Source organism: Pseudoduganella danionis, assembly GCF_009720775.1.
In the GTDB taxonomy this organism is placed as follows: domain Bacteria; phylum Pseudomonadota; class Gammaproteobacteria; order Burkholderiales; family Burkholderiaceae_D; genus Rugamonas; species Rugamonas danionis.
The window spans coordinates 1,202,433-1,227,224 of sequence record NZ_WNKW01000001.1 but is presented as its reverse complement, the minus strand read 5'-3'; the positions used below and the strand labels follow the sequence as shown (position 1 = coordinate 1,227,224).

Sequence of the window (24,792 nt, the reverse complement as noted above, 5' to 3'; positions counted from 1 at the left end):
GCACCAGCCCCGCTCTGCTTCAACTGGCGGCCACGGCCGCCTTCCCTCACAGGGCAGCGCCCGGCATCTAGCGCCATGCAACTATCTGGGCAGGCAGATTTTCGGCTAGGATAGCGGTTCTGCCTGACTGCCGGAATCACTATGCCCAAGTTCGCCGCCAACCTGACCATGCTGTTCAACGAGGTGCCCTTCCTCGAGCGCTTTGCGCTGGCGCGCGAAGCGGGCTTCGATGGCGTGGAATTCCTGTTCCCCTATGCCTACGATGCGGACCAGTTGGCCGAGCGCCTGCGCCGCCACCAGCTGCAGCTAGTGCTGTTCAACCTGCCGTGCGGCGACTGGAATGCGGGCGACCGCGGCATGGCCTGCGATCCGCGCCGGCTGGACGAATTCCGTAGCGGCGTCGACACGGCGCTCGAATATGCGCTCGAGCTGGACGTCAAGCAGCTGCACTGCATGGCCGGCAAACTGCCGGCCGGACTGGCGCCCGAACGGGCCCGCGCCACCTATATCGACAACCTGCGCTATGCCGCGGGCAAGCTGGCGCCCCACGGCATCGATGTGCTGATCGAGCCGATCAATCACTACGACATGCCCGGCTATCTGCTCAATACCAGCCAGCAGGCGGCCGACATCATCGCCGAGGCGGCTTGTGCCCATCTGTTCCTGCAGTACGACATCTATCACATGCAACGCATGGAAGGCGAGCTGGCCAATACCATCCGTGCCCGCCTGCCCCTGATCCGCCACATGCAGATTGCCGACACCCCGGGCCGGCACGAGCCGGGCACGGGCGAAATCAATTACGGCTTCCTGTTCCGCCTGATCGACGAACTCGGTTATGAAGGCTGGCTGGGCTGCGAATACCTGCCGGCCGGCGACACACTCGCCGGCCTGAGCTGGCGCCAGACTCTGGCCAGCTAGCGCCTGGGCCGGCGCACCAATCACGCAAAATGCTAGTGTAACAACGCCACACTATTGAGCTAGCTCAATACAGCACGCCAGACGCATACCAAACTGGGCTTTTTCTACGCGGGAGAGCCCATGCGTTTCTACACCACCATCGCACTGCGGGGCCGCATGCTCGGCTGCCTGCTCGCAGCCATCCTGCTCCTGTCCGGCTGCGCCAGCAGCACGCCGCAGACGGCGGCCGTGCGCGAATTCGCCGCGCTGGCGCCCAATCTGCAGAGCTATCACGAGCTGACCGAACGCTATCGCCACACCTATCAGCGCGAGCAGCCCTTTCTCACGCCCGAGGCCGATGCCTTTGAGCGCCAGCAGGACCGCCAGCGCCAGCAAGCCTGTGACGACTTCGTCAAGCTGCAGGGTGGCGTGCAAGCCTATATGCAGGCACTGGGCCGGCTGGCCGGCGACAAGCAGTACGATCTGGAAGATCAGGTCAAGGCCATGGGCAGCGGCATCCGCGCCTGGCCCGACCAGGGGCTGGACGACCGCCATGTCTCGGCGTTTGCCGGCCTGAGCCGCCTGCTGGCGCGGGCCGTCACGGCACCAGCCCAGCAGGCCGCCCTGCAGGATCTGCTGCGCTCGGGCGCGCCGGCTGTCCAGCAGCTGCTGGAAGCCATGCAGACGCTGCTGCGGCTCTATCAGCGCAGCAGCGAGAACGAACAAGCCATCGTGCTGGGCATGCTGGAAACGGAGCTGCCGTATGCCGACCCGCAGCGCCAGCGCCTGCTGCGCGCGCTGGCCGGCGTGCTGCAGCAGGAAAAACGCAATGAATACCGTTTGTTCGGCCTGCGCAGCACGCTGGCACGCCAGCATCTGGACAGCATCATTGCAAGCCATCAAGCCCTGCTGGCACAACTGCCGGCCGCACCAACCTCCCGAGAGTAGCCATGAGCCCAGCAAGCAATATCGAAACCATCGCCAGCCAGCTCAGCGACTGCGCCGCCGCCCTGCACCGCCGCATCCTGCTGGCCATGCGCCCGCCCGCTGCGCCGCAAGCGGAAATACAGGCGCTGTTTGGGCGCGAAGTGGCTTTGCGCATGTGTGCCAACGGCCTTTACCTCGATGCTGCCCGGCTGGCCGCCAGCGGCCTCGCCCCGGCCCAGCAGCAGGTGCTGGCCGTGACGGCGCGCGCGCGCGCCACGCTGGAGCATATCCAGCATATCAAGGACGTGTTCGACTTCAGCGCCGAACTGCTGGCACTGGGTGCGGCCATTGCCAGCGGCAAACCCGAACATGTGCTCAAGCCGCTGGAAAATATCAAGCACCAGCTCGATGCGCTGGATCATGGCGCGCCCTGAAGACTGAACAAATCGCGCGTGCTCCAGTCTAATGACAGAGGCATAGGGAGCAGCGTCATGAATGGACTGGAATCACGGCAATGGGAGCATTTGCAGGAGCGCCTGCGGCAGGATTACGCTGGCTTGCTGGCCAAGCTTGCCGACGAAACGCTGCATACGGCTGCGCTGCGCCGTCCCCTGCCCCATGAGACGCAAGCCTCGCCCTCGGACAACGCCAGCCAGCGCAGTTTCGAAGCCCAGCAGATGGAAGCAGCCGCGCACACGCTGCAGCAGTTGCAGAGCGTGCGCCATGCACTGACCAAATTCGCCGAAGCCAGCTACGGCCTGTGTGAAACTTGCGGTGACCCTATCGGCTACTCACGCCTGAATGCGCGGCCCGACGCGCGGCTGTGCATCGCCTGCCAGACCCGGGCCGAATTGCACGGCCGCCCCCACCCAGCGTGAGGCCGCGTGGCATGCTGCTGGATAGAGTTAAACGAGCGCCGTTCAATCGTTATTGAGCCAGGGCTGGCTACGGATTTTGGCCACTTGCCGTTGTGCCAGCATGCGCCACAGTTGCAGGGCATCGGCCTGTTTCAGCGCCTGCATGGTGCGCGGCGTGGCCAGCGCGATTTCGCAATCCCGGTCCGACCATTCGGCAAAACGCACATTGCCACCGCCAGAGACTTCCACTTCATACATCAGCCCGTCGTCATAACCGAAGCGCAGCACGGCACTGCCGGGGCCACCGTCGGGATTGGCCACCTTGCCGCTGTAGACGTCCGCCAGCGCCGCCGCCATCTGGGCTTCGGATGGTGCCCGCACGTCGCGGCCATCCGGGCGAGTAAGCTCTAGCCATGCCTGAGTCATAGACGCATCTCCTATCAGAACGCGCGGTTGCAACGGCTGCCGGTTGAAAACCTGATGCGCCTATCATACCGAAAAAAGCGCGGCGTGCAGGCAGCGTCTCGCATAAGCAACAATCCATCGCAACAGTGCCGAAACGGCATGATTGCCAGCCTGACCAAGGCTTTACCAGTAGGCTGGTGCAGCGTAACTGGCAGGCATGACGGGTGGCGGCGCACTGGTCCACTGGCGCGGATCGACGCGGTAATACTTGCTCAGTTCGGCATACAGTTCGCCATGGTGTTGTGCCATCTGATACGGCTTTTCGAAAAAGGTTTCCGTCGCTACGGCAAAAAATTCGGCGGGACTGGTGGCACCGTAAGGGTCCATCAAGGTATCCTGCCGGTACAGCGCATGCAGGCGCAGGTTGTCGTAGTCGCGCGTGAGCACTTCCGACCATTCACGGTAGCTGGCCGGATTGCCCAGATAAGGCGCGCCATTGGCGCGGCCCGACTCGCTATCGAGCTGGTGGGCAAACTCATGCAGCACCACATTGTGGCCGTCGCTCCAGTCTGCCATGCCGCGCAATACCGCATCCCAGGCCAGCACAACCCGCCCGTCATCCCACGATTCGCCGAGCATGCTCTGGTGGCCCGGCGTGACTACGCCGCCCGGTCCCACATGGGCCCGCGGTGCAACGAACTCGGTGGGATACAGCAGTATGGTATGCAGTGCCGGATACACTTTGCTGGGGCGGTTCAGCAGCAGCAAGCAGGCTTGCGCGGCGATCAGCACGGCCATGTCGTCCGTCACTTCCAGCCCCTCGCAGCCGATAAATTTTTTCTCGTGCAAAAACTGCCGGATCAGGCGCTGCAACTGCTGCTGCAGCTCGGCCGGCATGCGCCGGTAGACGGGCAGATAGCGCTCCAGTGTGGCCTGCGCGGCAGCAGGCAATGGCTGCGCCAGCACACGGCGCAAGCGCCAGCGCGGGTAATACAGCGGCAGCGCTATCAGCAGCGCCGTCAAGGCTATCCAGAGCAGTGCATCCATCGCTTGCGCATCCCTCAGTGTTCGAGTCCCGCCTACATGGGGTGTGGCAACGACTTTTCAATATGCAAACAGCCGGCATGGCCGGCTGTTCATCATAGCGCACTGGCGCCAGCCTTACAGACTGTGCTCTTTCTGTTGGGCCGGCGCAGAGCCGAACAGGGCTGCCACCAGCGGATCGCGCATCACGGGGCTGCGGTTGACCCGTATGGCATAGTGGGTATCGTCCGCCAAAATATGGAAGTGGCGGCCGGCACCGGCCATGGCCTGTTCGCGCAGACCGGGGCGTTCCTTGCGCGCGGGCGCGCCCTCGCGTTTGGGCTGCACTATGGCCGCCAGAAACGCCCGCACCCGTTCCGGGTCGGGCGTCAGCTGGTACACGGCCTTGCCCAGATAGGTGGCCGTGCCTTCCACATAGCGGGCCAGTTCTATCACGCCCGCTTCGCGCAGGTCGCGGATGTATTTGCGGGCTCCGGAAGGGGAAAATTTAAGGAACCAGGCAATTTCGTCGGCCAGCATTTCATGCAGCTGCAATTCGCCGATCAGCTTCTGCATATTTTCGATGCGGCGCATGGTTGCCGAAGTGGACCGCACGCGTTCGATGGAAGCCATGCACAGGCCCGGCTTGCGATCAAGTGGCGGTGCCGGACGCTCTATCAGTCCGGATGGCTTGTTAGTGGCGGCTGGCACAGGCATGTGCTCTGGCCCTGTCTGGGTTGGTCGCTCTGCATACATGGATACACTCCTTATCTCGATTGCCCGATCTATTCGCAGCGTACGCGCTACTCTGACGCCAAGAATGACGGCAGGCAGTGTTTCAGTCTGTGCGTCAGCGAACATTGCTTGCAGAAGCCGGGTTTATAGGTGTGACCCATAGCAATGGCGGAAGTTGCAGCGATTGTTGTCCATTTGAGATAGCTCAAGCTTTCGTGCGGCAGCGTACGGATCAGGCCTAACTATCGGCCTAATCTCCACTCCAACAGCGATGTCCGGCCATTGCTGCCGATCCATTCAAACAATCAGAAACGGAGCGACACTGTGAACTTCATCACCCGAACACTTCCTCTTGCCACCGCCGCCCTCTGCCTGCCCTGCCTGGCGCAGGCGCAGGATGCGGTCATCAATCCCTCGTGGTATCTGCAACCTAGCGTAAATGCGCTCAAGCCCGACAGCGATTTCGGCACCGTCCACCGTGGCTACGGCCTGGGCTTGCGCGTCGGCAAACCTGTCAGCGAGGCTTGGGATGTGCAGCTCGGCACCAGCTATGCGCGCTCGCGCGACGGCGACCGGCGCTACCAGCAAAACACGCTGGGCGTGGACGGGCTCTACCTGTTTTCGCGCCAAAGTTTCCGCCCCTTCCTGCTGATAGGCGCAGGCGCGGAACGGGACAAGAGCAATCTGCCACTGATGGCCGAACGCAGCAAAACCTCGCCCTATCTGAGCGCCGGCTTCGGCTTCCAGGCCGACCTGAGCGAACGCGTCAGCCTGCAGGCGGATCTGCGCAATGTGCATGGTTTTTTGCGCGGCGATACCTTCCCTAGCAGCAAGAGCAACAACTACTACGCCACTGTGGGCCTGAACATCGCTTTCGATGCGCCGCCCAAACCGGCACCCGTAGCGCCACCGCCGCCCCCACCTCCAGTGGCGGCCGAACCGCCACCACCGCCCACACCAGTGCCGCCACCGCCGCCGCCACCGGCCCGCTTCGAAAAAGTCACCATGTCGGCCACCGAGTTATTCGCGTTTGATAGCGCGAAACTGCAGGACATGCAGCCTAAACTGGACGAGATCGCCAATCTGCTGGCCGCCAATCCGGGCGTGCAGCAAGTGGTGATTACCGGCTATACGGACCGGCTGGGCAACCCGCGCTACAACCAGAAGCTTTCCGAACGGCGCGCCCAGGCAGTGAAAGACTATCTGGTCGGCAAAGGCGTGGCAGCGCAGCGCCTCAACGCCGTGGGCAAGGGGGCGGCCGATCCCGTGGCCCAATGCCAGCAGAAGCAGCGCAGCGCGCTGATCGCCTGCCTCGCACCCAACCGCCGCGTGGAAGTCGAGCAGATCACCATCGAGCGGCGCGTGCAGTAAGCGCGGGCAGCCATGCATGGCGCGCCAGCTTCCCTGCTGAGGCTGCTAAACGCCACCTTCAACGACTGGCTGGCGCACCGCGCCGCCAGCAAAGGGGCGGCACTGGCCTTCTATACGCTGTTTTCACTGGCGCCCGTACTGCTGCTGGTACTGGCCATCGCCGGCAGCCTGTATGGCGAAGCGGCCGCACGCGGGCAGCTATTCGGCGAACTGCGCAACCTGCTCGGGCGCGATGGCGCGCAAGCCATCGAACTGCTGCTGGCCGGCGCCCGCAATCCCGCCGCAGGGCACTGGGCCACGGCCCTGGCCGCCGTGATCCTGCTGGTGGGCGCCACCACCGTGTTTGCCGAACTCAAAGCCAGCCTCGACGAAATCTGGCACATCGCCCCCGTACGCGACAGCGCACTGATCGCCCTGATCCACACCCGTTTACTATCGCTGGGCATGATACTGGTGCTGGCCTTTCTGCTACTGGTGTCACTGGCCGTGAGTGCTGCCCTCAGCGTGCTCGATCAGCTAGGCGCTGCCGACAACCGCTACCTAGCCGCCCTGCTGGGCATGCTGAACAGCCTGTTCGCCTATCTGGTGATCAGCGCCCTGTTTGCCGCCATCTTCAAGCTGCTGCCGCAAGTGCGGCTGGCATGGCGCGACGTACTGATAGGCGCACTGGGCACGGCTGCGCTATTCACGCTGGGAAAACATGTGATTGGTGTCTACATTGGCCACAGTGCGCTGGCCGATAGTTATGGCGCGGCCAGCGCCATGGTAGCGCTGATGCTGTGGGTGTATTACTCGGCACAGATCTTTTTTCTCGGCGCAGAATTTACCCGCCAGTACGCTTTGCAGCACGGCAGCATGCGCCGCGCCTGAAGCGTCTATTGCTGGCGGCAGCGCCAGTAATAGGCGGCCGACGCCACGGGCAGCTCGGCCACCGCCACACTGTTGGCCAGCGCCAACTGATCCGCTTCACGTAGCTGGGCTTCAGGTGCCAGCACGCGTGCGATCACAGTGGGGCTCACCCCTATCTTGCGCAGAAATTCCACCGCATTCGCAGTGCCGAGATCACGCTGCACAGTGAGAGCCTGGCGCACGATATGTTCGAGCGATTGCCAGCCTTCGGCTTGCACTCCGTCCTGCCATTGCTGGCGTCTTTCGTGTTCGGGTTCCATGGCATCCCCCTGTTGCGGCGCGCAGCCAGCACGATGCCGGTTTGCGCCCATCCACCCATCTTAGCCAAGATTCAGCCCGAGACAAGCCATCACGAACAGGGAGATGCTGGCCGTCACGCTTACTTCACGTGGATATCGTTCTTGACGGCTTTCACCCCTTTGACATTGCGGGCAATTTCAGCAGCCTTGGCCATGTCGTCAGGCTGGGCCACGAAGCCGCTCAGCTGTACCGTGCCCTTGAAGGTTTCGACATTGATTTCCGTCGACTTCAGGCTGGGTTCATTGAAGATACCGGCTTTCACCTTGGTGGTGATAACGGAGTCATCAACGTATTCGCCCGTGCCTTCGCGCGTCGACGTGGGCGCGCAGCCGGCTACAGTCAGCAGCGTGGCAGTGAATAGAGCAGTCGCAATATGGCGGGTCAGTTTCATGGCATTCTCCTTGGTGTAATCAGATGAGTTCTGCTGTGCTATCGGGTGATCAACATGAGCACCGATGTCTGACGTTGTACGCGCCATCCCGACAGTACTCCGTACGCTAGCGTACAAAAACACCGTTTCCCCCTCTGAGTGCAATAGCGCACAGACCATCCCTGAGCTGCGGCTTACCCTGTGGACATTGTTTAAGGAGGAATACCATGCGCACCAAGAGCACTACCCTCAGTCTCCTGCTGGCCAGCGCTGCCCTGCTGGGCGGCTGTGCCAGCAACCAGCCTGCCGTGCAGCAGGGCTATTACGCCAACCAGTCGGACGCGGCCAGCTATGGCACCGTCGATGCGATCAAAGTGGTGGCGGTAAATAACAGCAATAGCGGCGCCGGTGCTGTAGCAGGCGGCGTGGTCGGTGCCCTGCTGGGCAATCAGGTGGGGTCGGGCAGCGGCCGCACGGCGGCCACCGTGGCCGGCGCTGTCGGCGGTGCCGTGGTCGGCAATAATATTGAAAGCCAGCGCAAGGCCCAGACGCGCCAGCAATACCAGATCAGCGTGCGCATGGATAATGGCGACTACCGCATCGTCAATCAGGATGCGCTCGACGATCTGCGCGTGGGCAATCGCGTGCGCCTGATCGATGGCCGGGTCTACCGCTACTAAACTCGGGCAGCGCTGCGCGCTCACCTGCCGCGCGGCGCGCCACTAGCTCAGGCAACGCGGCTGTGCGGCGCGTTCGGTAGTGGCGGTAACTCGTGCACCACCAGCGGCGTATCCTCGCTGACCAGACTGAGCCACCCAGCCGCCTGTATGCCGCGCAAAGCATCCTGATAGCCCTGCTCCCAGCGCCATTCGATAGAGCCGCGCGAGAAATTGATATCCTTGGCCGCCATATTCCAGTCGCGTCCCGCGTACGGCAAGCGCACCACATGCAAGGTGGAGCCGCAGCCCAGTTCGGCCAGATCACGCGCGCCCTGCTCGCTTTGCGCATGCTCGGGCAAAGCCTGATACAAGTCGCGGATTTTCTGCTGCATGCGGTGGCGCTTCACATAATCGTCGAGATGGCGCTGCGAACGCGAAGCAAACGTCACATCCTTCTGGCGCGTCTGCACTTCATCGAGCGTGGTCGGTTCATGGCCATCGGCGCTCCACAGGTCCACCATGAAGCACAGCGTATCGACGTGCTCGTTATCGTCGAGCACCGTCTCCAGCGGCGTATTCGAATACAGGCCGCCATCCCAGTACAGATCGCCTTCTATGCGTACGGGCGGGAAGCCAGGCGGCAAAGCCCCGCTGGCGCGGATATGGTCGGCACTGATGGTGAGCTGGCGGTTATCGAAACTGCGCAGCGTGCCGCAAGTAACTTTGAGCGCATTCACGGTCAGGCGCATGCCGCCCGGCTGGTTCAGATAATCCCAGTCTATCAACCGGTTCAGCGTGGTTTCTAGCGCACTCGTATCGTAAAAGCTGGCCTGTTCGGGTGCCACGGCCAAGCCCAGCGGAAACATGCTGGGCCAGCGCGGGCTGAAGAAGCCGGGCACGCCACGGATCAGCGTATCCCAGGTTTGCAGCAGCACGTTGGAGCGGCGCTGCAGGTCAGGCACGCGGCGCATATCGTAGCTGTCGCGATGGGCGATGCTTTGCCAGAATTCGCGCAGACGCTCGAGCCGGGTTTCGTGGGGGTTGCCAGCCAGTATGGCGGCATTGATGGCACCGATGGACGTGCCGACTATCCATTCCGGCGCCAGTCCGTGCTCGTGCATGGCCTGAAACACGCCGGCCTGATAAGCCCCGAGTGCACCACCGCCCTGCAGCACCAGCACCACGCGCAAGCGTGCCGGATTCAGATTGCGTTCCTGCTTGCTCATCCATTCCCTCCAACGAAAAAACGCCGCAGAGCGGCGTTCATGACTTCATTCCTGTTCCGGTCCGGCGCTATCACGTCGGCGTCGCAGCCATGCCGCGCCCACACCCGCCGCAGCCACCAGGGCCAGCATGGGTTTGAACAAACGCTTGCGCATCAGATAGGAGCCGACGGTAATGGCATACGGCATCAGCCATTTCACGTCCACCCCCTGCAAGCCACCAGGCTGCAGCAAGCCGCCCAGCCGCGACTGGGCCAGCCCGACTGCGTGTTCGACCACGCCCTGCACCAGTGCATCAGGCTGCAGCGCATTGCCGACCAGCGCCTTGGCATGCACTACCTTGATGCGGTACAGCTCACCTTCGCGTATCAGCCGCTGTTTTTCTGCTTCGAGGGCGGCACGTTGGGCTTCTTTACTCATCGTCGCTCCCCTCACAGCAGCATGTCACGGTCGGCTTTGAGTTCCGCCATGGTGGCCGGCATCGACAGCTTGCCACTGCGGATCAAACGCCGTGCGTACACTATCATGCCCACAGCCAGCGCCACGAACACGGCCGTCATCAGCGGCAGGATCAGCCAGCCCATGGCATTCCACGCCAGATAGACGATGGTCACGGTGGCGTAGGCCAGCGCGAAACAGCCCGCTACTACCGCCAGTGCAAATACCAGCACCAGCTGCAGCAGATGGTTGCGCACCTCGGACAGTTCCAGTGCGGCCAGTTCCAGCCGCGTCAGCATCAGCCCTATGCTATTGCGGGCGATATTGCCCAGCGAAGCAATCAGGCCGGGCGGGCGTTGCGGAGTTTCCGTCACGATGGCTTACTTGCGGCCAATGATCACGCCGATCAGCAGGCCGATGCCGGCTGCTGCAGCGATGGAACGCCATGGGTTTTCCTTGACGTATTCATCCGCCTGTTTCGCCACTTCCTTGCTGGCGGCAATCGCGCTCTGCTGGGCTTCCTGTGCCTTGGCCAGTGCCGTGTCGAGCGCGCGCATGCCGCGGCCGCGCAGTTCTTCGGCTTTTTCGCCCGTCAGCGCCGTGGCGGCCGTAAACAATGCCTGGGCATCTTTCACCAGCGTTTTCACATCGTTGTTCACGGTACTGAAGTTTTGTTCCAGCATGATTAAGCTCCTGTTCTGGTGGGGTTTAACGGTACAGCAGTCTTCACTGTACAGCATTTATTCAAGCAGATCGCGCATATCGTCGGCATGTTCCTCTTCCACGGCCATGATACGGATCAACAAATGCCGTGTAGTGGGATCGCTATCGCCTATCTGTTCCACCATCTGCCGGTAGGACTCTATCGCTACCCGCTCGGCCACCAGATTGGCGCGCACCATCGATTGCACATCTACACAGACATCATACTCGGCATGGCTACGGGCGAGCAATGTTGCTGGATTGAAATCAGGTTCGCCATTCAGCTGAACGATGCGTTCAGCCAGCCAGTCTGCATGTTCCTGCTCCTGCAGCGCATGTTCCAGAAACTCGGCCTTGATGGACGCATGTTCGCGCCCCGTCACCGTGTAGTAGTGGCGCTTGTAGCGCAAGATGCAGACCAGCTCCGTGGCCAGCGCATCGTTGAGCATGGCCAGTACGGCCACGCGGTCGCCCTGATAGCCGGCCGTCACGGGGCCGTCCTTGAGATTGCGCGCTGCCGCCCGGATGGCCGCAACATCGATACCGCCCGCATGGGACATGGTAGGTTCGCTCATGATGGACTCCTTGTTTAGCGCCGGCTGGCGATGGGTGCGCCGTTCTGTGACAGCACGATTTCAACGCGGCGGTTCAACTGGCGACTGGCCGCATCGGCATTGCTGGCCACAGGATAAGCTTCGCCATAGCCGCGCGTGGCGATTTTTTCCTGCGCCACGCCAAGACCGATCAGCGCATTACGCACCGCTTCGGCGCGCCGCTGCGACAACTGCAGGTTGTGGTCTGCCGTGCCCGTGCTATCGGTAAAGCCTTCGATCAGCACCACACTCTGCGGCACCTGCATCAGCACATCAGCCAGCTTCTGCGCCGTGCGCATGCCGTCCGCACTGAGTTCCGCCTTATCGACTTGGAACAGCACATCGCTGAGCGTGATGATGATGCCGCGCTCCGTCTGTTTCGCCTGCAGGTCGGCCAGTTGCTGCTGGAGCGCGGCATTGCGTGCTTCGATTTCGCGTGCACTGCTGGCGGTGGCATCAGCTTGCGCCTTGGCGCGCTGGGCTTCGCTGCGCGCCTGATCCGCTTCCGCCGTGCGCTGCTGCAAGCGCAACTCGTCACGCTGGCGCCCGGCCTGCGCCACGCTGGCCTCAGCCTGCTTCTGGCGTGCCACTTCCTGCGCCGTGGCGATCTTCTGCCGTGCCACATACGCCAGCTTGTCCACCTGTTCGCTGCTGTCGCGCCGTCCGGCTGCCGCATTGGCTTTCTCGAGTGCCGTGCCGGCCTCGCGGAATTCCGTCGCCGCATAGGTGGCCACCGCAGCATCGTTCTGCGCCGCCTGATAGTCATTACGGGTCTGATCCAGCAGCATGGTGCTCATGGGCGTGGTGGCGCAGGCGGCCAGCCATAGCGCCAGCAGCAGCACCAATAGCAGATTCGGAAGCAGATTCGGCCAGCGTTGCGCTGGCCGCAAGGCCGGCGTGACGGCGTTCATCTCAGGATTTTTCTTGATGTACATGATAATTCCCCCTAGCGTGTGACCGGTGCCGAGCTGCGCGACAGCTCATCGCGCAAAGCCTGTATGCTGCGCTGGACTTCTTCCGCCGCCTGCGTGGCTTTGGCCGAACTGGCCTTGCTCTGGGCCAGCCGTGCATCAGCTTCAGCCTGATTGGCCCAGTCTGCCGCAGCCTGATAATCGCGTGCGGCCAGTGCCTGGCTGGCCCGCATCAGCTTGTCGCGCGCCGACTGCATTTCGGCTGGCGCCACTTCCGCTGCACCGGCATTGGCTGCCGCATCAACGGCCGCACGCGACACAGCCACATCGGCCGTAGCCGGGGTTTTCTGGCTGGCACAGCCGGCCAGCGCGCCCAGCAGCAGCGCCAGCACGGGCGCCATGCGGTAGGCGTAATGGTTTCCGGATTGCTTCATCGTCACTCTCCTCAAAAAGCCTGTCGATAGCTAGACGTTATAGGCGTCTGGCGCAACTGTTTCAGTTCGCTGACGCACGCAAGCCCCTCAGCCACAGGCCAGCAAGCTGCCGACAACTGCGTGCGACAGCACACGGCCATGCCGCCGCAAGCGGTGTAAGCTAGCGCCAACTACCCCAAGCGAGGATCTCCACCATGCCGCTACGCCGCCGTACTGTCCTGCTGCTGGCCGCGCCGCTCATTCTGGCCGTGCTGCTCGCGCTCGCCGTGCTGGTGCTCAACACGGCCGACTGGAACCGCGCCCGCCCCTGGCTCAACGAAAAAATCAGTCTGGCGCTACAACGGCCGTTCGCCATCCGCGGCGATCTGACGCTGAGCTGGGCGTGGCCTGCAGCCGGCGCACGTCCGCCCGGCTGGCGCGCCTACCTGCCCATGCCACGCCTGCTCGCGCGCGATCTGCATCTGGCCAATCCGGCCAGCATGGCGGAACAGCGCGAGCTGGCCAGCGTCGCCAGCGCACTGATCGAAATCGAACTACTGCCATTGCTGCAGCAGCGCATCGCGGTGCCGCTGCTGCGCCTCGAACAGCCACAACTGCATTTGCTGCGCCGTGCCGACGGCCAGCACAACTGGAACTTTGCGCCGCCGCGCGAATCCAGCGCCTGGCGGCTGGAACTGGGCACACTGCAACTGGGCAATGGCCAGCTGCAACTGCACGACGCCGTGCAGCAGATCGAGCTGACGGCCAGTATGCAGACACTGGACCACGATGCACTGTACGGCGTGGCGTGGCAAATGCAGGGCCACTGGAAACAGCAGCCGGTAGAGGGACAGGGCAAGGCTGGCGCCGTGCTGGGCCTGCGCGAACAGAACCGGCCCTATCCGCTCGAAGCCGTACTCGATGTGGGTGGCAGCCGCATGGCCGTGAGCGGCACACTGACGCGGCCAGCCAGCCTCACCAGCCTCGATCTGCAACTCAGCCTGTCCGGCCCCAGCATGGCACGCCTGTACGCGCTGACCGGCGTGCTACTGCCGGAAACCCCGCCCTTCAGCACGTCCGGCCACCTGCATGGCGAACTGGGCGCCCACGCCAGCCGCTGGCACTATCAGAATTTCATAGGCCGGGTGGGCCAGTCCGATATCGCCGGCAATCTGGAATACCGTTATGGCACGGCGCTGCCGCGTCCGCAACTGACAGGCGCCGTGCAGGCGCGTTTGTTGCGTCTGAGCGATCTGGGTCCGCTGATCGGCGCCGACTCCAACCGCAGCAAGCAGGAACGCGGCGTGGCGCCTGTACAGCCGGGCAACAAGGTGCTGCCCGTGGAAGCCTTCCGCAAAGCGCGCTGGACGGCGCTCGATGCCGATGTGCATTTCACGGCAGGCCGCATCACGCGCGACAAGGATTTGCCTATCTCGCAGGTCGATACGCGCATCCTCATGCGCGACGGCGTGCTGAGTCTGGAGCCGCTGCAGTTCGAAATCGCCGGCGGCAGCTTCAATGCCAGCCTCAAGCTCGATGGCAGTGGCCGCAAACTGGCCGATGCGATCGCTGCCGATCTCACAGCCCATGCGCGCCATTTGCATCTGAAGCAGCTGTTCCCCCGCATCGAAGCCATGCAGGCCACGGTGGGCGAAGTCAATGCCGAAGTGGCGCTGAATGCCCAGGGCAATTCCGTGGCAGAACTGCTGGGCGCATCGAATGGCGAGCTGCGCGCCGTGGTCAGCAAGGGCAGCATCAGCAAACTGCTGCTGGAAGAAATGGGGCTGAATCTGGGCAGCGTGGTATTGACCAAGCTGGTGGGCGACAAGCAGGTGCAACTAAACTGTCTGATCAGCGATTTCACCGTCCGCAATGGCCTGATGCAGACTCGCTTGTTCGCGGCCGACACCACCGATGCCCGCATCGATGTCGATGGTCAGGTCAGCCTGCGCAATGAACAGCTAAACCTCACGCTGCGGCCCGAAGCCAAAGGCGTGCGCATCATTTCCCTGCGCGCGCCCATCTATCTGCGCGGCAGTTTCAAGCAGCCTGACATCAGCATCGACAAGAAAGTGCTGGCCCTGCGCGCGGGTGGCGCGCTGGCGCTGGCAGTGGTGGCGCCCGTCACGGCCATCCTGCCCCTGATGACCAGCGGCAGCAGCGACGATGCCGATTGCGCCGCCTTGCTGGCAGCCCGGCGTCCACCTGTTCCATCCCGTAACGTGCGCTAGCGAACGGAGCGGACGGCGCGCGCCGATTATGCTGGCCTCAGGCTGGTGCTGCGACGGCGCGCTATACAGGGCGCGCCCGCTACCACCTTTGGCCCGCAAGGCTCATCAGATCAAGGAGAATAATATGAAACTCAGCATACGCTTACTGGGCTGCAGCGCCCTCATTGCGGCCAGCATGGCCTTGAGCGCCTGCAGCAATATGTCGGCCCGCGACCAGAATACGGCCATCGGTGCCGGTCTGGGTGCGGTAGCCGGTTCCGTACTCACGGGTGGCAGTGCCGCCGGCACCGTGGGTGGCGCCGCCGTGGGCGGGGTGATCGGCAATCAGGTCAACAAACCACCGCGCTAACTTTGGTGCGCAGTGAAAGCCACAGGCCGGCACGGCCGGCCTGTGCTGCGCTTCCCCTCGCGCCCCCTTTTAACGCAGCACCTGCCCCAGACCCAGCACACCGTCTTCGCGCACCAGTCCATAACAATGGCAGGCCGCCTGTTCCAGCCCTGCCCCGTCGAGAATCTCGATATTGCCGCGGCTGTAGCCGATCAGCTTCTTCTCCTGTAAGGCACTGGCTGCCTTGGTCACGCCCACGCGCCGCACGCCCAGCATCTGCGCCAGAAACTCATGGGTCAGGTGGAATTTTTCCGATTGCAGACGATCACGTGTCATCAGCAGCGAGCGCGCCAGCCGCGCTTCCAGCATATGGAAACGGCTGCAGACGGCAATCTGTATCACTTGCGCCAGCAAGGCATCCGTATAGCGCTGCAGCAGGTGCTGCAGCACCGGCATCTGCTCGAACAGCCGGGCGAAGCACGCGGCCTCGATGCGCAGCACACGGCCGCTGCGCTGGACCACGGCCCGCAGTTGCACGGGTCGCCCTGCGTGCAGCACGGATGCGCCCAGCATGCCTTCGCGTCCCACCACGCTCACTTCCAGCGTCATGCGGCCATCAGCCACGGCCAGTAGCGACACCAGCGTATCGAGCGGGAAGAACATGAAGCCCGGCCGCTGGCCCGGTTCGAACAGCAGTTGCCCGGCCTGCACGCGCAGCGTTTCGCACTGCGCCAGCAACTGCCCGCGCTCGGGCTCGGGCAGGGCAGCCAGCAGCTGGTTCTGCGGCAGGCGCAGCGCAGCGGGCGCTAGATCGGTGGCGGCATCGGTAAGCATAGCGGCAGCGTAGAGGTGCAATGATGTGCTGTATGTACGCTGACGCACGGAAGGAAAAGATGTCCTCGTGGAAAATCTTCCCATCATCTACTTCATCACGACGAGGACTTCATCATGGATACCCATCACAGCTCTGGCAGCCCTGCCACTCCCGCCACGACTCCGTCCCCTGCGGCCCGCTCGCTGCATCCAATGATCCTGAGCGCGGCCGTTGCCGTTGTACTGTTCTGCGGCGTCGGCAGCGCTGCCATCATGGGCTGGCTGCCCAATACCCGCGCCAACGACAGCGTGCCCATGGCCAGCGATGGCAGCACTGGCGCCAGCCGTAGCGCGCCTTACAGCGCGCCTGCCAACCTGACGCCGGCAAGCGCCGAGCGCTATGCCGCCGTCGACGGCAGCCGCACCATGCCCGAGAGCCAGCAGGCGCCACGGCCTGCTGCAGCCGTGTGCAATAGCTGCGGCGTGATCAGTTCCATCCGCAGCGTCGAGCATCGCGGCCAGGGCACGGGCGTAGGCGCTGCAGGCGGCGCCATCCTCGGCGGCCTGCTCGGCAATCAGGTCGGCAGCGGCCATGGCCGCCAGCTGGCCACGGTGGCTGGCGCCGTGGGCGGTGCTGTGGCGGGCAATCAGGTGGAAGGCAATATGAAGACCACCCATAGCTGGGAGATTACCGTGCGCATGGATAACGGTGCGCGCCGCGTCCTGCACCAGTCGGCCCAGCCGCAGTGGCATGAAGGCGATGCCGTGCGCATCGTGAATGGACAGTTGCGCGCCAATTAAGTACGGCAGCGTACGGACAGCGACTGCCGGGCTAGCGACAATGCAGGCTAGCGTCGCCACCGTACCCTGCCACGGCAGTACACTGAACGGCGACCTCACTTATAAGGAGATTGCTATGCTGTACACCATCGCTGTCGTACTCATCATCCTCTGGCTACTGGGACTGGTTACTTCTTACACCATCGGTGGCTTCATCCATGTGCTGCTCGTGATTGCCATCATCATGGTGTTGCTGCGCCTGATTAATGGCCGGGGTCTCTAGACTGGTTTAAGCGGCCACTATGGTTTATGCTGTGCCTCCCGCAACCAAGGATGCCGACATGAAAAGCAGCGCAATTTTTCTCTTCGTACTGGCCGCAAGCGCACAGGCTGGCGCACAGAATATCAAGTCCGGCCTGTGGGAACTCAGCGTCAAGGTGAAGAGTGCCGACGCCCAGACGGACCAGGCCATCAGCGCTGCCGTCAAGCAGCTCGACAGCCTGCCGCCCGAGCAGCGCGCTCGGCTGGACAGCATGATGCAGCAGAATGGCGTCACGCTGCCTGCCGTAAAAAGTGATGGCGCCATGCGCCGGCCCTATTGCATGACGCCGGAAATGGCAGCCAGCAAAGAACTACCGCTGCCCGCGCAGGGCCAGTGCAGCAGCAAGCGCGAGCCTATCGCTGGCGGCTACAAGATTTCCTATGAATGCAGCAAACCTCAGGCGCGCGGACAAGGCACGGTGCTGATGAATGGCGATAGCGCTTTCACCAGCACCATGGATGCCAGCAGCGATGCCGGCAATGGCCGCCTGCAGAAAGTCACGGTGGAAACGACAGGCCGCTGGCTCAAGGCTAGCTGCTCGCCCAAAACCCCATAATGTCCGACCGCCTTAGGCCAGTCCGGCAAACGCCATGTAGCGCGCATGGGCCAGCGCGGCCATGGGGCCGATAGGTAGCGGACGGTTTTCATAACGGGTGCACGGCGAGACTTTGCCGTAGTTACCCGTATTGAAGATTTCCAGCGCCGTCTCCAGTTCTTCTGGCCGCACCGTGCGCTCTTCCACCGCGATGCCCTCTTGCGCCAGCAGCGCGATCACGCGGGCACGCGTAATCCCCGACAGGAAAGTGCCATTGGCGACCGGCGTCACCAGCTTGCCGTCGGCCGCCACGAAGAACAGATTGGCCGACGCAAGCTCGGCCACATTGCCCAGGCTGTCGCAAACCACGGCCGTATCGTAGCCGCGCTGCTGGGCTTCACGGATCACTTTCGAGGAATTCGCATACAGGGCCGAGGCTTTGGCATCAGTCGGCGCCATGGACGGATCGGGCCGGCGCAAGCCCGTCAGGCAGGCCGAGAAGCCCTGAAACTTGGGCATGGGCGCATCGAACAGCGTCAGTGCAAACGCACTTTTGGCCGGCACCGGCACCAGCAAGCCTTCCGTACCGAACACCAGCGGCCGCACATACAGCTCGGCGTCCGGCGGGAACTTGGCCACGCCTTCTATCACGAGCTGCTCCATTTCATCCACCGACAGCGGGCACACCAGCCCTACCCGCTGTGCCGAATTGATCACCCGCTGCAAGTGCAGGCGCAAGTCCGGCAGCCGGCCACGGATGGCGCGCGCGCCATCAAACACGGACGAACCCAGCCAGACACTGTGGTCCATCGCGCCGAACAGGGGCGTGTTGCCCTCGGACCAGCCACCGTTGAAGTAAGTCAGATACATACGCATTCCCGATCGTCTTGAAAACAGACAATTTAGCACGGATCGGACCACAGTCCTCAGCGACAGCCAGAGGCAGCCTGCAGTATTCCCGCTGCCCTATGTACGCTAGCGTACATACACCCACGGCGCACAGCCCTAGAATCCAGCATCCCCAACCATTGCTGCCACTATGCTAGAGATACTCGAACGCCTCGATGGCGACAGCGACGACATCGGCCTGATGGTCGAGCTGGTCGCTACGCTGCGCCCGCGCCGCGCCAGCGATGGCGCGCAAGCCGGTGCGCAGGTGCGCACGCTGTGCCAGCTACTCAAGGGCAATCCGCGCCATGCCGCGGCGCTCTACCAGTACAGTTGCACGCTGCTGCGCAAGCGCCGCCACGCCAGCCTGTACACGGAAACGGGCGTGCTTTCCAATGACGGCTTTTTCAGCGAGCTGAAACGGCGGGTGTCCTACCGCATCTTGCCGCCGGCGCTAGGCGACGACTACCTGAGCGATGCGCTCGACCGCGTGCTGTTCCGCCGCAGCGACCAGCGCTGGATCGCTGCCGTCGCAGCGGAAGACTGGCTGGCCCTGCTCGATGTAGTGTGCGCCGCCCATGCCGGCCCGCCCGAACAGCTGATGCTGCCCGGCCTGCTGGAAGCCATACGCACGCTGTCCTACCGCATCAGCGCCATCGGGCTGGAGCCGCGCCTGACCAATTTCCATACCGAGATAGAAACCTATGAATCGCCGTTTCTGGCCCAGAACGTGGAAACGCTGCGCTATCTGGACAACCACCAGCAGCGCCAGTTGCAGCCCGAGCTGACGCCGGAAGATGGTAGCCATCTGGGCGTAATGCTGGACCAGTGCGATCAGGTCATTGCCAGCATCCGCAAGAAGGCACTCAGCCAGGGCACCAGCATCGCCCTGACCTATCTGCTGGTCACGCTGAGCCAGAGCATACAGCGCCTGCGCAAGCTGCTGGAACTGGTCGAACCCATGGAGCGCGAGGCCCGCCGCAGGGCGGCGCTGGCACTGGCGCAGGAACTGATCAGCGCGCACAGCAACAAATATCTGGTACGCGACCTGATACGCGACAACATCAATCTGCTGGCTCGCAATGTCACGGAAAATGCCAGCCACACGGGCGAACACTATGTGGCCGACGACCGCTCCCAGCTACGCGCGATGTTCTATTCCTCGGCCGGCGCTGGGCTGGTGATAGGCTTTATGGCCCTGTTCAAGCTGCTCATGTCCGGCCTGCGCACGGCGCCGCTGGTGGCGACCTTCATGTATGCGATGAATTATTCGCTGGGCTTTGTGTTCATCCACCTGCTGCATTTCACCGTGGCCACCAAGCAGCCAGCCATGACGGCCTCGCACATCGCGGCCGAACTGCATAGCAATGACGGGCGCAACATCGATATCGACAGCATGGCCGAGCTGTGCAACCGCGTGATCCGCACCCAGAACATGGCCGTGCTGGGCAATCTGGCCACTGCCATTCCCACTGCCTGGCTGATCGCCATGGCCTGGCCCTATCTGACGGGCCAGCCCCTGATCTCGCCCGACAAAGCCATGCACCTGCTGCACGATATCGATCCCCTCAACGGCTACACGCTGCTGTATGCAGCCATCGCCGGGGTCTGCCTGTTCCTTGCGGGCCTGATTTCGGGCTATTACGACAACAAGGCGCTGTACACGCGCTGGGCCCAGCGCATCATGCAGCTACATGCCCTGGAGCGCCTGATCGGTGCGCCACGGCTGGCCCGCCTCGGGCACTATCTGGAAAACAATCTAGGTGGTCTGATGGGAAATTTCTACTTCGGTATATTGCTGGGCGTGATGCCGCTGCTAGGCTTTCTGCTGGGCCTGCCGCTGGATATCCGCCACGTCACCTTCTCGTCGGCCAACTTCGCCACGGCCATGGTGGCGCTCGACCATCAGGCTAGCTGGCAACTGGTACTCACTTCCGTGGCCGGTTTTCTCGCCATCGGCACAGTCAATCTGCTGGTCAGCTTCGGGCTGGCCCTGTGGGTCGCACTGCGCGCGCGTCAGGCACGCTTCCGCCACGGCTGGCAGTTGCTGGGCGCGCTACTGAAACGCTGGCGCCACGGCCCGATCAGCTTTTTCTTCGGCAGCGCCGAGCCGCCTGCCACACCACACGGAGACTGAATATGCTGCGCGCACACTGGACCGGCTTATTGGCAGTGACGCTGCTGTGCTGCAGCCTGTTCGGCGCCTGCGCTTCATTACCTGCGCCGGCACCGGCCACAGCGCCAGCCGCCGCAGCCCATGCGGCACCCAGCATACAGGGAGCCCGGGGCGAACTGCCGGCCGCACGCGCGCGCGCCTTGCTGGCCAAGCGCTGGCCGCAGGGCCGGCTCGATCCGGCCACGCTGGCGGCGCTGGAACAGCAGGCCACGGGCGTGCCCCTGATTGCCGGCAACCGCTGCACCCTGCTGTTCGATGGCCCGCAGACCATGGGCGAAATGCTCAAAGCCATACGCGCAGCGCGCAACCACATCAATCTGGAAACCTATATCTTCGATCAGGATGCACTGGGCATGGAGTTTGCCGAAGCGCTGATGGCCAAACAGCGTCAGGGCGTCAGCGTCAACATCCTGTATGACAGCGTGGGCACGCTCGGCGTACCGGCCGAGTTCTTCCAGCGCATGCGCGATGCCGGCATCCGCCTGCTCGAATTCAACCCCGTGAATCCGGCCCGCCTGCGCGGCGACAACTGGGACCTCAACCACCGCGACCACCGCAAAGTGCTGATCGTCGATGGCCGGGTGGCTTTCACGGGCGGCATCAACATCAGCGGCAGCTATGCGCGCAGCTCCTTGTTCCACTCGTCCGGCCGGCACCGCGCACAAAGCCAGCTAGGCTGGCGCGATACCCATATCAAAGTCGAAGGCCCGGCCGTGCGCGCCTTCCAGTGGCTGTTCGTGCGTCAGTGGTCCAGCCAGGATAGCCAGGACTTGCGCGATGCCGATTACTTCCCCCCTGCCGTGAATGCCGGGGACAAGCTGGTGCGAGTGCTGGGCAGCGACAATGACGATCCTTTCGATATCTATCAGGCTTATCAACTGGCGTTCCGGCAGGCGCGCACCAGCATCCACCTGACTTCCGCCTACTTCGTGCCGGACCAGCACACCATCGATGCGCTCACGGCAGCCGCACGGCGCGGCGTGGACGTGCGCATCATCCTGCCCGGCGTGTCTGACAGCGGACTGGTGTTCTATGCCGGCCATGCGTATTACGACCAGCTACTCGACAGCGGCGTGAAAATCTACCACCTCAAGCTCACCGTGCTGCATGCCAAGACAGCCGTGATCGACGGGCTCTGGTCCACCGTGGGCTCGACCAATATCGATACGCGCAGCTTCCTGCACAACAGCGAACTCAATGTAGTCGTGCTGGGGCCGGAGTTCGGCCAGCAGATGGAACTGGCGTTTCAGGAAGACTTGCGCAACTCCAGCGAGATCACGGTCGATGCATGGCGCCACCGGCCCTGGCTGGACCGGCTGCGCGAATGGGCCGCCAGCCTGATGCACTACTGGCTCTAGCCCGCTAGCCGGCTAGGCCATTCAGCACTGTTCAGTCCAGACACCGGCACTGCGCTGGAAATATTCCGTCTGGCTCGGTGCGAACTCGCCGCTGGCCTGCTGCCAGCTATAGCGCTCGACCTGCACGCGGTCATGCGCCACCCGCAGCACGTTGAAGGAATTGTGCTCGCCACGGGCACGGGTGGACGTGGCCGTTCCGGCCTGCACCATCAACGCCGCATAGCCGCTGATCTCGTAGCGCTGGGCCGTGTTGTGGGCATGGCTCACATGCAGATGGCCGGCCAGCAGCAAGTCCACGCCGCAATTGGCAAAGGCCTGCATGGCCTGCGGTGCACGGTTGACCAGATCCTTCTGATCGTAATCGTCCGGCATATCGAAGGGATGGTGGGTCACCACGATGCGGGTCAGATGGGGATCGACCGCGCTCATGCGCTGATGGATCTGTTCGATCTGCTGACGGTTGATGCGGCCATCCTTGATGGTCAGCGAACGGGCCGTATTAATGCCCAGCACGGCGATCTCGTCATCGACAAATTCCGGCATCAGGTCCAGCGTCACGTAGCGCGTGTATTTGCGCAGCGGCGTGAGAAAGCGGCTGGCCACGTTATACAGCGGAATATCGTGGTTGCCGGGCACCACGATCTGCGGGCCCGGCAGCGTATCGAGAAATGCCCGTGCGGCCTGAAACTCGGCCGTGCGGGCGCGCTGGGTCAGGTCGCCCGAGACCACCAGCACATCGGGCGCCAGTGCCGCCACCGTGCGCTGCAGGGGCGCCAGCAAAGCCTGATCGACGCGGCCAAAGTGCAGATCGGAGAGATGGACGATGGTACGCATGGCAGCCTTTCAGCGGGGAACGATGACCTGCAGCGCAGCAGGCAGCGAGCGGTAGAGCAGCGGCGGCTTCATGCGCGTCACTTCGCCATCGGTGGCCACGCGCAGATGGCGCCGCCGCGTGGCGATGGTCAGGGCAGCCGTCTGCAGCACATCGAAATCGCGCGCCTGCGCCAGCTGGCCGAACAGCAGATGCAGCGCATAGCCGAGCAGTGCCAGCCGGGTGGGACGCTGGGCCACATACAGACACAGGCGGCCGCTATCGAGCCGGCTGCGCCGTCCCGTACTCAGACCCTGCTGGTATTCATTATTGCCGATAAAGATAAACGGCGTACGGCGCGTGTGCTGCACGCCATCGATGGTCAGCTCCAGCGACAGGAAGGGAAAGCGCCGCAGTGCGGCAAACACGGCGCGGCCGAAGGCCGGCCATTTGCTGCGGCCGAAGCGGCGCTGCTGCTGTTCGCGGTCACGCACGATGTCGGGATAGATGCCGAGGCTGGAGTTATTGAGGAAGATGCGGCCATTCACCTCGCCCACATCCACCGTCACCACCTGCCCGTGTACCACGTTGGCGATGGCATGCTCGAGTTCCAGCGGGATGTGCATATCCTTGGCAAAGTGGTTGAGCGTACCCAGCGGCAGTACCCCCAGCCGTGTGCTGCTGCCCACCAGCACCGAGGCCACGGCATTGATGGTGCCATCGCCACCGCCCGCCACCACGGTGGTCACGCCGTCCGCGACGGCCTGCCGGGCGCGCTCTATCAGTTCGGCGCCACTGTGGGCCAGCAGCACTTCCGCCTGCCGTCCATGCTGGCGGAAATGCTGCGCCAGCGCTGCCACCCGCCCAGCGTCGGAGCCGGTTCCGGCACCGGCATTGATCAGCACGACTACACTTTCCAGCTTACTCTCCTCCTGCATCAGCCTTGCTCCAGCGTAGGTGTTTCAGGTCCTGCTGCCGCGCGCTGGCGCGCTTCCCGGCGTCGCCGCAAGGTCGAAATGGCAGTAAGCCAGATCGCCAGCCACGCCACGCTTTCCGCCATCGCTGCCAGCACATCGCTCAGATAATGAGCCCCCAGATACATACGGCTCAGCGCCACCAGCAGCACCATGCTGATGCTGAGCAGCACCGCCAGCAGGCGCGCCTGCCACTGTGGCCGTACGATCACCAGATAGCAGGCCAACAAGCCCCAGAACATGGTGGCCGCTGCCGTATGCCCGCTAGGAAAACTATACGTCAATAAGGATACCAGCGGTTCCTCGAATACGGGCCGGGGCCGCTGTATGGTGTATTTGATCGCCACATTCAGCAGCGCACCCGTGGGCGTGGCGACCAGCAAGGCCAGCAGCCAGTAGTGCGCACCGATGCGCCAGAAATAGGCCGCCAGCGCGAGCACCAGCAGCACCATGGGAATGCCCGTGTGCAGCACGGAAATGATGCGCATCACACTGGTCAGCGGTTCGAATGCGCGCGCATGCAACCACTGCGCCACCCGTACATCCAGTACCGCGATGCCGCCCTGCCCCAGTACGGCCACGGCCAGCGCATGGAATATGGCCATGGCCAGCGCCACCAACAGCACGCCGACCGTCAGTTGCAGGCCGAATTCTTCCCGCGGCGACAGCCTTGCTTCGATGAAACGCACTACTTTGCTGAAAATTTGGTCAGCCAACACTACTTCCCGTTCAAGTTGGTGGAAAAACCACAAAAAAGCAAATTTACTGTTTATTTACACAGTACCTGTTTATTCATACAGTAGTTATGCTATTCTGAACTCCTCGACAAACACAACGCAT

Annotated in this window: 31 protein-coding genes; 14 read left to right on the top strand and 17 right to left on the bottom strand. The window is 63.1% G+C overall.

Annotated elements, in window-relative coordinates; translation table 11 throughout:
* The first annotated feature begins 141 nt into the window (after positions 1-141).
* From otnI to GM655_RS05245, 4 genes are all read left to right on the top strand, one after another.
* Complete coding sequence (gene otnI, locus GM655_RS05260; RefSeq protein ID WP_155433525.1) at positions 142-921, top strand: 2-oxo-tetronate isomerase; 780 nt, start codon at positions 142-144, stop codon at positions 919-921.
* A 120-nt stretch (positions 922-1,041) separates the two neighbouring features.
* Entirely contained in the window at positions 1,042-1,848 is an 807-nt protein-coding gene (locus tag GM655_RS05255) for a hypothetical protein (protein ID WP_229632372.1), read from the top strand.
* Positions 1,849-1,850: 2 nt separating this feature from the next.
* Entirely contained in the window at positions 1,851-2,261 is a 411-nt protein-coding gene (locus tag GM655_RS05250) for a hypothetical protein (RefSeq protein WP_155433524.1), read from the top strand.
* 57 nt (positions 2,262-2,318) lie between these two features.
* On the top strand, positions 2,319-2,705 hold the full coding sequence (locus GM655_RS05245) for a TraR/DksA family transcriptional regulator (RefSeq protein ID WP_155433523.1): 387 nt from the start codon (positions 2,319-2,321) through the stop codon (positions 2,703-2,705).
* 42 nt (positions 2,706-2,747) lie between these two features.
* Here GM655_RS05245 and GM655_RS05240 read toward each other — a convergent pair whose 3' ends face one another.
* The 3 genes from GM655_RS05240 to GM655_RS05230 form a co-directional block, all read right to left on the bottom strand.
* Complete coding sequence (locus GM655_RS05240) at positions 2,748-3,110, bottom strand: hypothetical protein (RefSeq protein ID WP_155433522.1); 363 nt, start codon at positions 3,108-3,110, stop codon at positions 2,748-2,750.
* Between the two features lie 162 nt (positions 3,111-3,272).
* On the bottom strand, positions 3,273-4,136 hold the full coding sequence (locus GM655_RS05235; RefSeq protein WP_155433521.1) for a M90 family metallopeptidase: 864 nt from the start codon (positions 4,134-4,136) through the stop codon (positions 3,273-3,275).
* A gap of 114 nt (positions 4,137-4,250) precedes the next feature.
* The gene (locus GM655_RS05230; protein ID WP_155434141.1) at positions 4,251-4,829 is read right to left on the bottom strand and encodes a winged helix-turn-helix domain-containing protein; all 579 of its coding nucleotides are present in this window, start codon (positions 4,827-4,829) and stop codon (positions 4,251-4,253) included.
* Between the two features lie 342 nt (positions 4,830-5,171).
* On the opposite strand from GM655_RS05230, the gene GM655_RS05225 reads away from it, so the two are divergent.
* Both GM655_RS05225 and GM655_RS05220 read left to right on the top strand, forming a co-directional pair.
* On the top strand, positions 5,172-6,218 hold the full coding sequence (locus tag GM655_RS05225; protein WP_503826587.1) for an OmpA family protein: 1,047 nt from the start codon (positions 5,172-5,174) through the stop codon (positions 6,216-6,218).
* A 12-nt stretch (positions 6,219-6,230) separates the two neighbouring features.
* A complete protein-coding gene (locus tag GM655_RS05220) occupies positions 6,231-7,088 on the top strand; it encodes a YihY/virulence factor BrkB family protein (protein WP_155433520.1) in 858 nt (285 codons plus the stop codon).
* 5 nt (positions 7,089-7,093) lie between these two features.
* On the opposite strand, the gene GM655_RS05215 is transcribed toward GM655_RS05220, so the two are convergent.
* Both GM655_RS05215 and GM655_RS05210 read right to left on the bottom strand, forming a co-directional pair.
* A complete protein-coding gene (locus GM655_RS05215) occupies positions 7,094-7,387 on the bottom strand; it encodes a hypothetical protein (protein ID WP_155433519.1) in 294 nt (97 codons plus the stop codon).
* Between the two features lie 119 nt (positions 7,388-7,506).
* The gene (locus GM655_RS05210) at positions 7,507-7,818 is read right to left on the bottom strand and encodes a BON domain-containing protein (RefSeq protein WP_155433518.1); all 312 of its coding nucleotides are present in this window, start codon (positions 7,816-7,818) and stop codon (positions 7,507-7,509) included.
* Positions 7,819-8,024: 206 nt separating this feature from the next.
* On the opposite strand from GM655_RS05210, the gene GM655_RS05205 reads away from it, so the two are divergent.
* The gene (locus GM655_RS05205) at positions 8,025-8,477 is read left to right on the top strand and encodes a glycine zipper 2TM domain-containing protein (RefSeq protein WP_155433517.1); all 453 of its coding nucleotides are present in this window, start codon (positions 8,025-8,027) and stop codon (positions 8,475-8,477) included.
* 47 nt (positions 8,478-8,524) lie between these two features.
* Here GM655_RS05205 and GM655_RS05200 read toward each other — a convergent pair whose 3' ends face one another.
* From GM655_RS05200 to GM655_RS05170, 7 genes are read right to left on the bottom strand one after another with little or no spacing between them, the layout of a single operon-like run.
* Positions 8,525-9,682: a patatin-like phospholipase family protein gene (locus GM655_RS05200; RefSeq protein ID WP_155433516.1), complete on the bottom strand. Its 1,158-nt coding sequence runs from the start codon at positions 9,680-9,682 to the stop codon at positions 8,525-8,527.
* A gap of 45 nt (positions 9,683-9,727) precedes the next feature.
* Positions 9,728-10,099, bottom strand: coding sequence for a hypothetical protein (locus tag GM655_RS05195; RefSeq protein WP_155433515.1), 372 nt, complete (start codon positions 10,097-10,099; stop codon positions 9,728-9,730).
* An 11-nt stretch (positions 10,100-10,110) separates the two neighbouring features.
* Positions 10,111-10,491 carry a phage holin family protein gene (locus GM655_RS05190; protein ID WP_371866707.1) on the bottom strand — a complete coding sequence of 127 codons (381 nt, stop codon included), beginning with the start codon at positions 10,489-10,491 and terminating at the stop codon, positions 10,111-10,113.
* A 6-nt stretch (positions 10,492-10,497) separates the two neighbouring features.
* Positions 10,498-10,800, bottom strand: coding sequence for an ElaB/YgaM/YqjD family protein (locus GM655_RS05185; RefSeq protein WP_155433514.1), 303 nt, complete (start codon positions 10,798-10,800; stop codon positions 10,498-10,500).
* Positions 10,801-10,857: 57 nt separating this feature from the next.
* Positions 10,858-11,394 (bottom strand): ferritin-like domain-containing protein, encoded by a 537-nt coding sequence (locus tag GM655_RS05180; RefSeq protein ID WP_155433513.1) that lies wholly within the window; start codon positions 11,392-11,394, stop codon positions 10,858-10,860.
* Positions 11,395-11,408: 14 nt separating this feature from the next.
* Positions 11,409-12,347 (bottom strand): OmpA family protein, encoded by a 939-nt coding sequence (locus GM655_RS05175; protein WP_371866706.1) that lies wholly within the window; start codon positions 12,345-12,347, stop codon positions 11,409-11,411.
* Between the two features lie 11 nt (positions 12,348-12,358).
* Positions 12,359-12,757 carry a DUF4398 domain-containing protein gene (locus GM655_RS05170; protein WP_229632371.1) on the bottom strand — a complete coding sequence of 133 codons (399 nt, stop codon included), beginning with the start codon at positions 12,755-12,757 and terminating at the stop codon, positions 12,359-12,361.
* A gap of 194 nt (positions 12,758-12,951) precedes the next feature.
* On the opposite strand from GM655_RS05170, the gene GM655_RS05165 reads away from it, so the two are divergent.
* A complete protein-coding gene (locus GM655_RS05165; protein ID WP_155433512.1) occupies positions 12,952-14,967 on the top strand; it encodes an AsmA family protein in 2,016 nt (671 codons plus the stop codon).
* 124 nt (positions 14,968-15,091) lie between these two features.
* Positions 15,092-15,316, top strand: coding sequence for a YMGG-like glycine zipper-containing protein (locus GM655_RS05160; protein WP_155433511.1), 225 nt, complete (start codon positions 15,092-15,094; stop codon positions 15,314-15,316).
* A 69-nt stretch (positions 15,317-15,385) separates the two neighbouring features.
* Here the strand turns inward: GM655_RS05160 and GM655_RS05155 are convergent, their stop codons facing one another.
* The gene (locus tag GM655_RS05155; RefSeq protein ID WP_155433510.1) at positions 15,386-16,129 is read right to left on the bottom strand and encodes a Crp/Fnr family transcriptional regulator; all 744 of its coding nucleotides are present in this window, start codon (positions 16,127-16,129) and stop codon (positions 15,386-15,388) included.
* A 114-nt stretch (positions 16,130-16,243) separates the two neighbouring features.
* Here GM655_RS05155 and GM655_RS05150 point away from each other — a divergent pair, with 114 nt between their 5' ends.
* From GM655_RS05150 to GM655_RS05140, 3 genes are all read left to right on the top strand, one after another.
* Positions 16,244-16,909, top strand: a complete 666-nt coding sequence (locus GM655_RS05150; protein WP_155433509.1) for a glycine zipper 2TM domain-containing protein — start codon at positions 16,244-16,246, stop codon at positions 16,907-16,909.
* 115 nt (positions 16,910-17,024) lie between these two features.
* Entirely contained in the window at positions 17,025-17,171 is a 147-nt protein-coding gene (locus GM655_RS05145) for a lmo0937 family membrane protein (RefSeq protein WP_155434136.1), read from the top strand.
* 58 nt (positions 17,172-17,229) lie between these two features.
* Positions 17,230-17,766, top strand: coding sequence for a DUF3617 domain-containing protein (locus tag GM655_RS05140; protein WP_155433508.1), 537 nt, complete (start codon positions 17,230-17,232; stop codon positions 17,764-17,766).
* Between the two features lie 12 nt (positions 17,767-17,778).
* Here the strand turns inward: GM655_RS05140 and GM655_RS05135 are convergent, their stop codons facing one another.
* Positions 17,779-18,615: a branched-chain amino acid aminotransferase gene (locus tag GM655_RS05135; protein WP_155433507.1), complete on the bottom strand. Its 837-nt coding sequence runs from the start codon at positions 18,613-18,615 to the stop codon at positions 17,779-17,781.
* Positions 18,616-18,784: 169 nt separating this feature from the next.
* Between GM655_RS05135 and GM655_RS05130 the strand changes: the two genes are divergently transcribed.
* The gene (locus tag GM655_RS05130) at positions 18,785-20,770 is read left to right on the top strand and encodes a site-specific recombinase (protein WP_155433506.1); all 1,986 of its coding nucleotides are present in this window, start codon (positions 18,785-18,787) and stop codon (positions 20,768-20,770) included.
* 2 nt (positions 20,771-20,772) lie between these two features.
* On the top strand, positions 20,773-22,167 hold the full coding sequence (cls, locus tag GM655_RS05125) for a cardiolipin synthase (protein WP_155433505.1): 1,395 nt from the start codon (positions 20,773-20,775) through the stop codon (positions 22,165-22,167).
* 21 nt (positions 22,168-22,188) lie between these two features.
* Here the strand turns inward: cls and GM655_RS05120 are convergent, their stop codons facing one another.
* The 3 genes from GM655_RS05120 to GM655_RS05110 are packed head-to-tail and all read right to left on the bottom strand — an operon-like array spanning position 22,189 to position 24,668.
* A complete protein-coding gene (locus tag GM655_RS05120; RefSeq protein ID WP_155433504.1) occupies positions 22,189-23,001 on the bottom strand; it encodes a metallophosphoesterase family protein in 813 nt (270 codons plus the stop codon).
* A gap of 9 nt (positions 23,002-23,010) precedes the next feature.
* Positions 23,011-23,916, bottom strand: coding sequence for a diacylglycerol/lipid kinase family protein (locus GM655_RS05115; protein WP_155433503.1), 906 nt, complete (start codon positions 23,914-23,916; stop codon positions 23,011-23,013).
* Entirely contained in the window at positions 23,916-24,668 is a 753-nt protein-coding gene (locus GM655_RS05110) for a phosphatase PAP2 family protein (protein WP_155433502.1), read from the bottom strand. The genes GM655_RS05115 and GM655_RS05110 overlap by 1 nt, the downstream gene beginning before the upstream one ends.
* Between the last annotated feature and the right edge of the window lie 124 nt (positions 24,669-24,792).

Coding starts and splice junctions, on each gene's coding strand:
- GM655_RS05210 (WP_155433518.1), bottom strand. CDS start 7,818: ATGAAACTGACCCGCCATATTGCGACTGCTCTATTCACTGCCACGCTG.
- GM655_RS05120 (WP_155433504.1), bottom strand. CDS start 23,001: ATGCGTACCATCGTCCATCTCTCCGATCTGCACTTTGGCCGCGTCGAT.
- GM655_RS05220 (WP_155433520.1), top strand. CDS start 6,231: ATGCATGGCGCGCCAGCTTCCCTGCTGAGGCTGCTAAACGCCACCTTC.
- GM655_RS05175 (WP_371866706.1), bottom strand. CDS start 12,347: ATGTACATCAAGAAAAATCCTGAGATGAACGCCGTCACGCCGGCCTTG.
- GM655_RS05115 (WP_155433503.1), bottom strand. CDS start 23,916: ATGCAGGAGGAGAGTAAGCTGGAAAGTGTAGTCGTGCTGATCAATGCC.
- GM655_RS05185 (WP_155433514.1), bottom strand. CDS start 10,800: ATGCTGGAACAAAACTTCAGTACCGTGAACAACGATGTGAAAACGCTG.
- GM655_RS05150 (WP_155433509.1), top strand. CDS start 16,244: ATGGATACCCATCACAGCTCTGGCAGCCCTGCCACTCCCGCCACGACT.
- GM655_RS05240 (WP_155433522.1), bottom strand. CDS start 3,110: ATGACTCAGGCATGGCTAGAGCTTACTCGCCCGGATGGCCGCGACGTG.
- GM655_RS05235 (WP_155433521.1), bottom strand. CDS start 4,136: ATGGATGCACTGCTCTGGATAGCCTTGACGGCGCTGCTGATAGCGCTG.
- GM655_RS05155 (WP_155433510.1), bottom strand. CDS start 16,129: ATGCTTACCGATGCCGCCACCGATCTAGCGCCCGCTGCGCTGCGCCTG.
- otnI (WP_155433525.1), top strand. CDS start 142: ATGCCCAAGTTCGCCGCCAACCTGACCATGCTGTTCAACGAGGTGCCC.
- GM655_RS05230 (WP_155434141.1), bottom strand. CDS start 4,829: ATGCCTGTGCCAGCCGCCACTAACAAGCCATCCGGACTGATAGAGCGT.
- GM655_RS05255 (WP_229632372.1), top strand. CDS start 1,042: ATGCGTTTCTACACCACCATCGCACTGCGGGGCCGCATGCTCGGCTGC.
- GM655_RS05160 (WP_155433511.1), top strand. CDS start 15,092: ATGAAACTCAGCATACGCTTACTGGGCTGCAGCGCCCTCATTGCGGCC.
- GM655_RS05200 (WP_155433516.1), bottom strand. CDS start 9,682: ATGAGCAAGCAGGAACGCAATCTGAATCCGGCACGCTTGCGCGTGGTG.
- GM655_RS05195 (WP_155433515.1), bottom strand. CDS start 10,099: ATGAGTAAAGAAGCCCAACGTGCCGCCCTCGAAGCAGAAAAACAGCGG.
- GM655_RS05165 (WP_155433512.1), top strand. CDS start 12,952: ATGCCGCTACGCCGCCGTACTGTCCTGCTGCTGGCCGCGCCGCTCATT.
- GM655_RS05215 (WP_155433519.1), bottom strand. CDS start 7,387: ATGGAACCCGAACACGAAAGACGCCAGCAATGGCAGGACGGAGTGCAA.
- GM655_RS05205 (WP_155433517.1), top strand. CDS start 8,025: ATGCGCACCAAGAGCACTACCCTCAGTCTCCTGCTGGCCAGCGCTGCC.
- GM655_RS05135 (WP_155433507.1), bottom strand. CDS start 18,615: ATGTATCTGACTTACTTCAACGGTGGCTGGTCCGAGGGCAACACGCCC.
- GM655_RS05180 (WP_155433513.1), bottom strand. CDS start 11,394: ATGAGCGAACCTACCATGTCCCATGCGGGCGGTATCGATGTTGCGGCC.
- GM655_RS05145 (WP_155434136.1), top strand. CDS start 17,025: ATGCTGTACACCATCGCTGTCGTACTCATCATCCTCTGGCTACTGGGA.
- cls (WP_155433505.1), top strand. CDS start 20,773: ATGCTGCGCGCACACTGGACCGGCTTATTGGCAGTGACGCTGCTGTGC.
- GM655_RS05250 (WP_155433524.1), top strand. CDS start 1,851: ATGAGCCCAGCAAGCAATATCGAAACCATCGCCAGCCAGCTCAGCGAC.
- GM655_RS05140 (WP_155433508.1), top strand. CDS start 17,230: ATGAAAAGCAGCGCAATTTTTCTCTTCGTACTGGCCGCAAGCGCACAG.
- GM655_RS05245 (WP_155433523.1), top strand. CDS start 2,319: ATGAATGGACTGGAATCACGGCAATGGGAGCATTTGCAGGAGCGCCTG.
- GM655_RS05170 (WP_229632371.1), bottom strand. CDS start 12,757: ATGAAGCAATCCGGAAACCATTACGCCTACCGCATGGCGCCCGTGCTG.
- GM655_RS05130 (WP_155433506.1), top strand. CDS start 18,785: ATGCTAGAGATACTCGAACGCCTCGATGGCGACAGCGACGACATCGGC.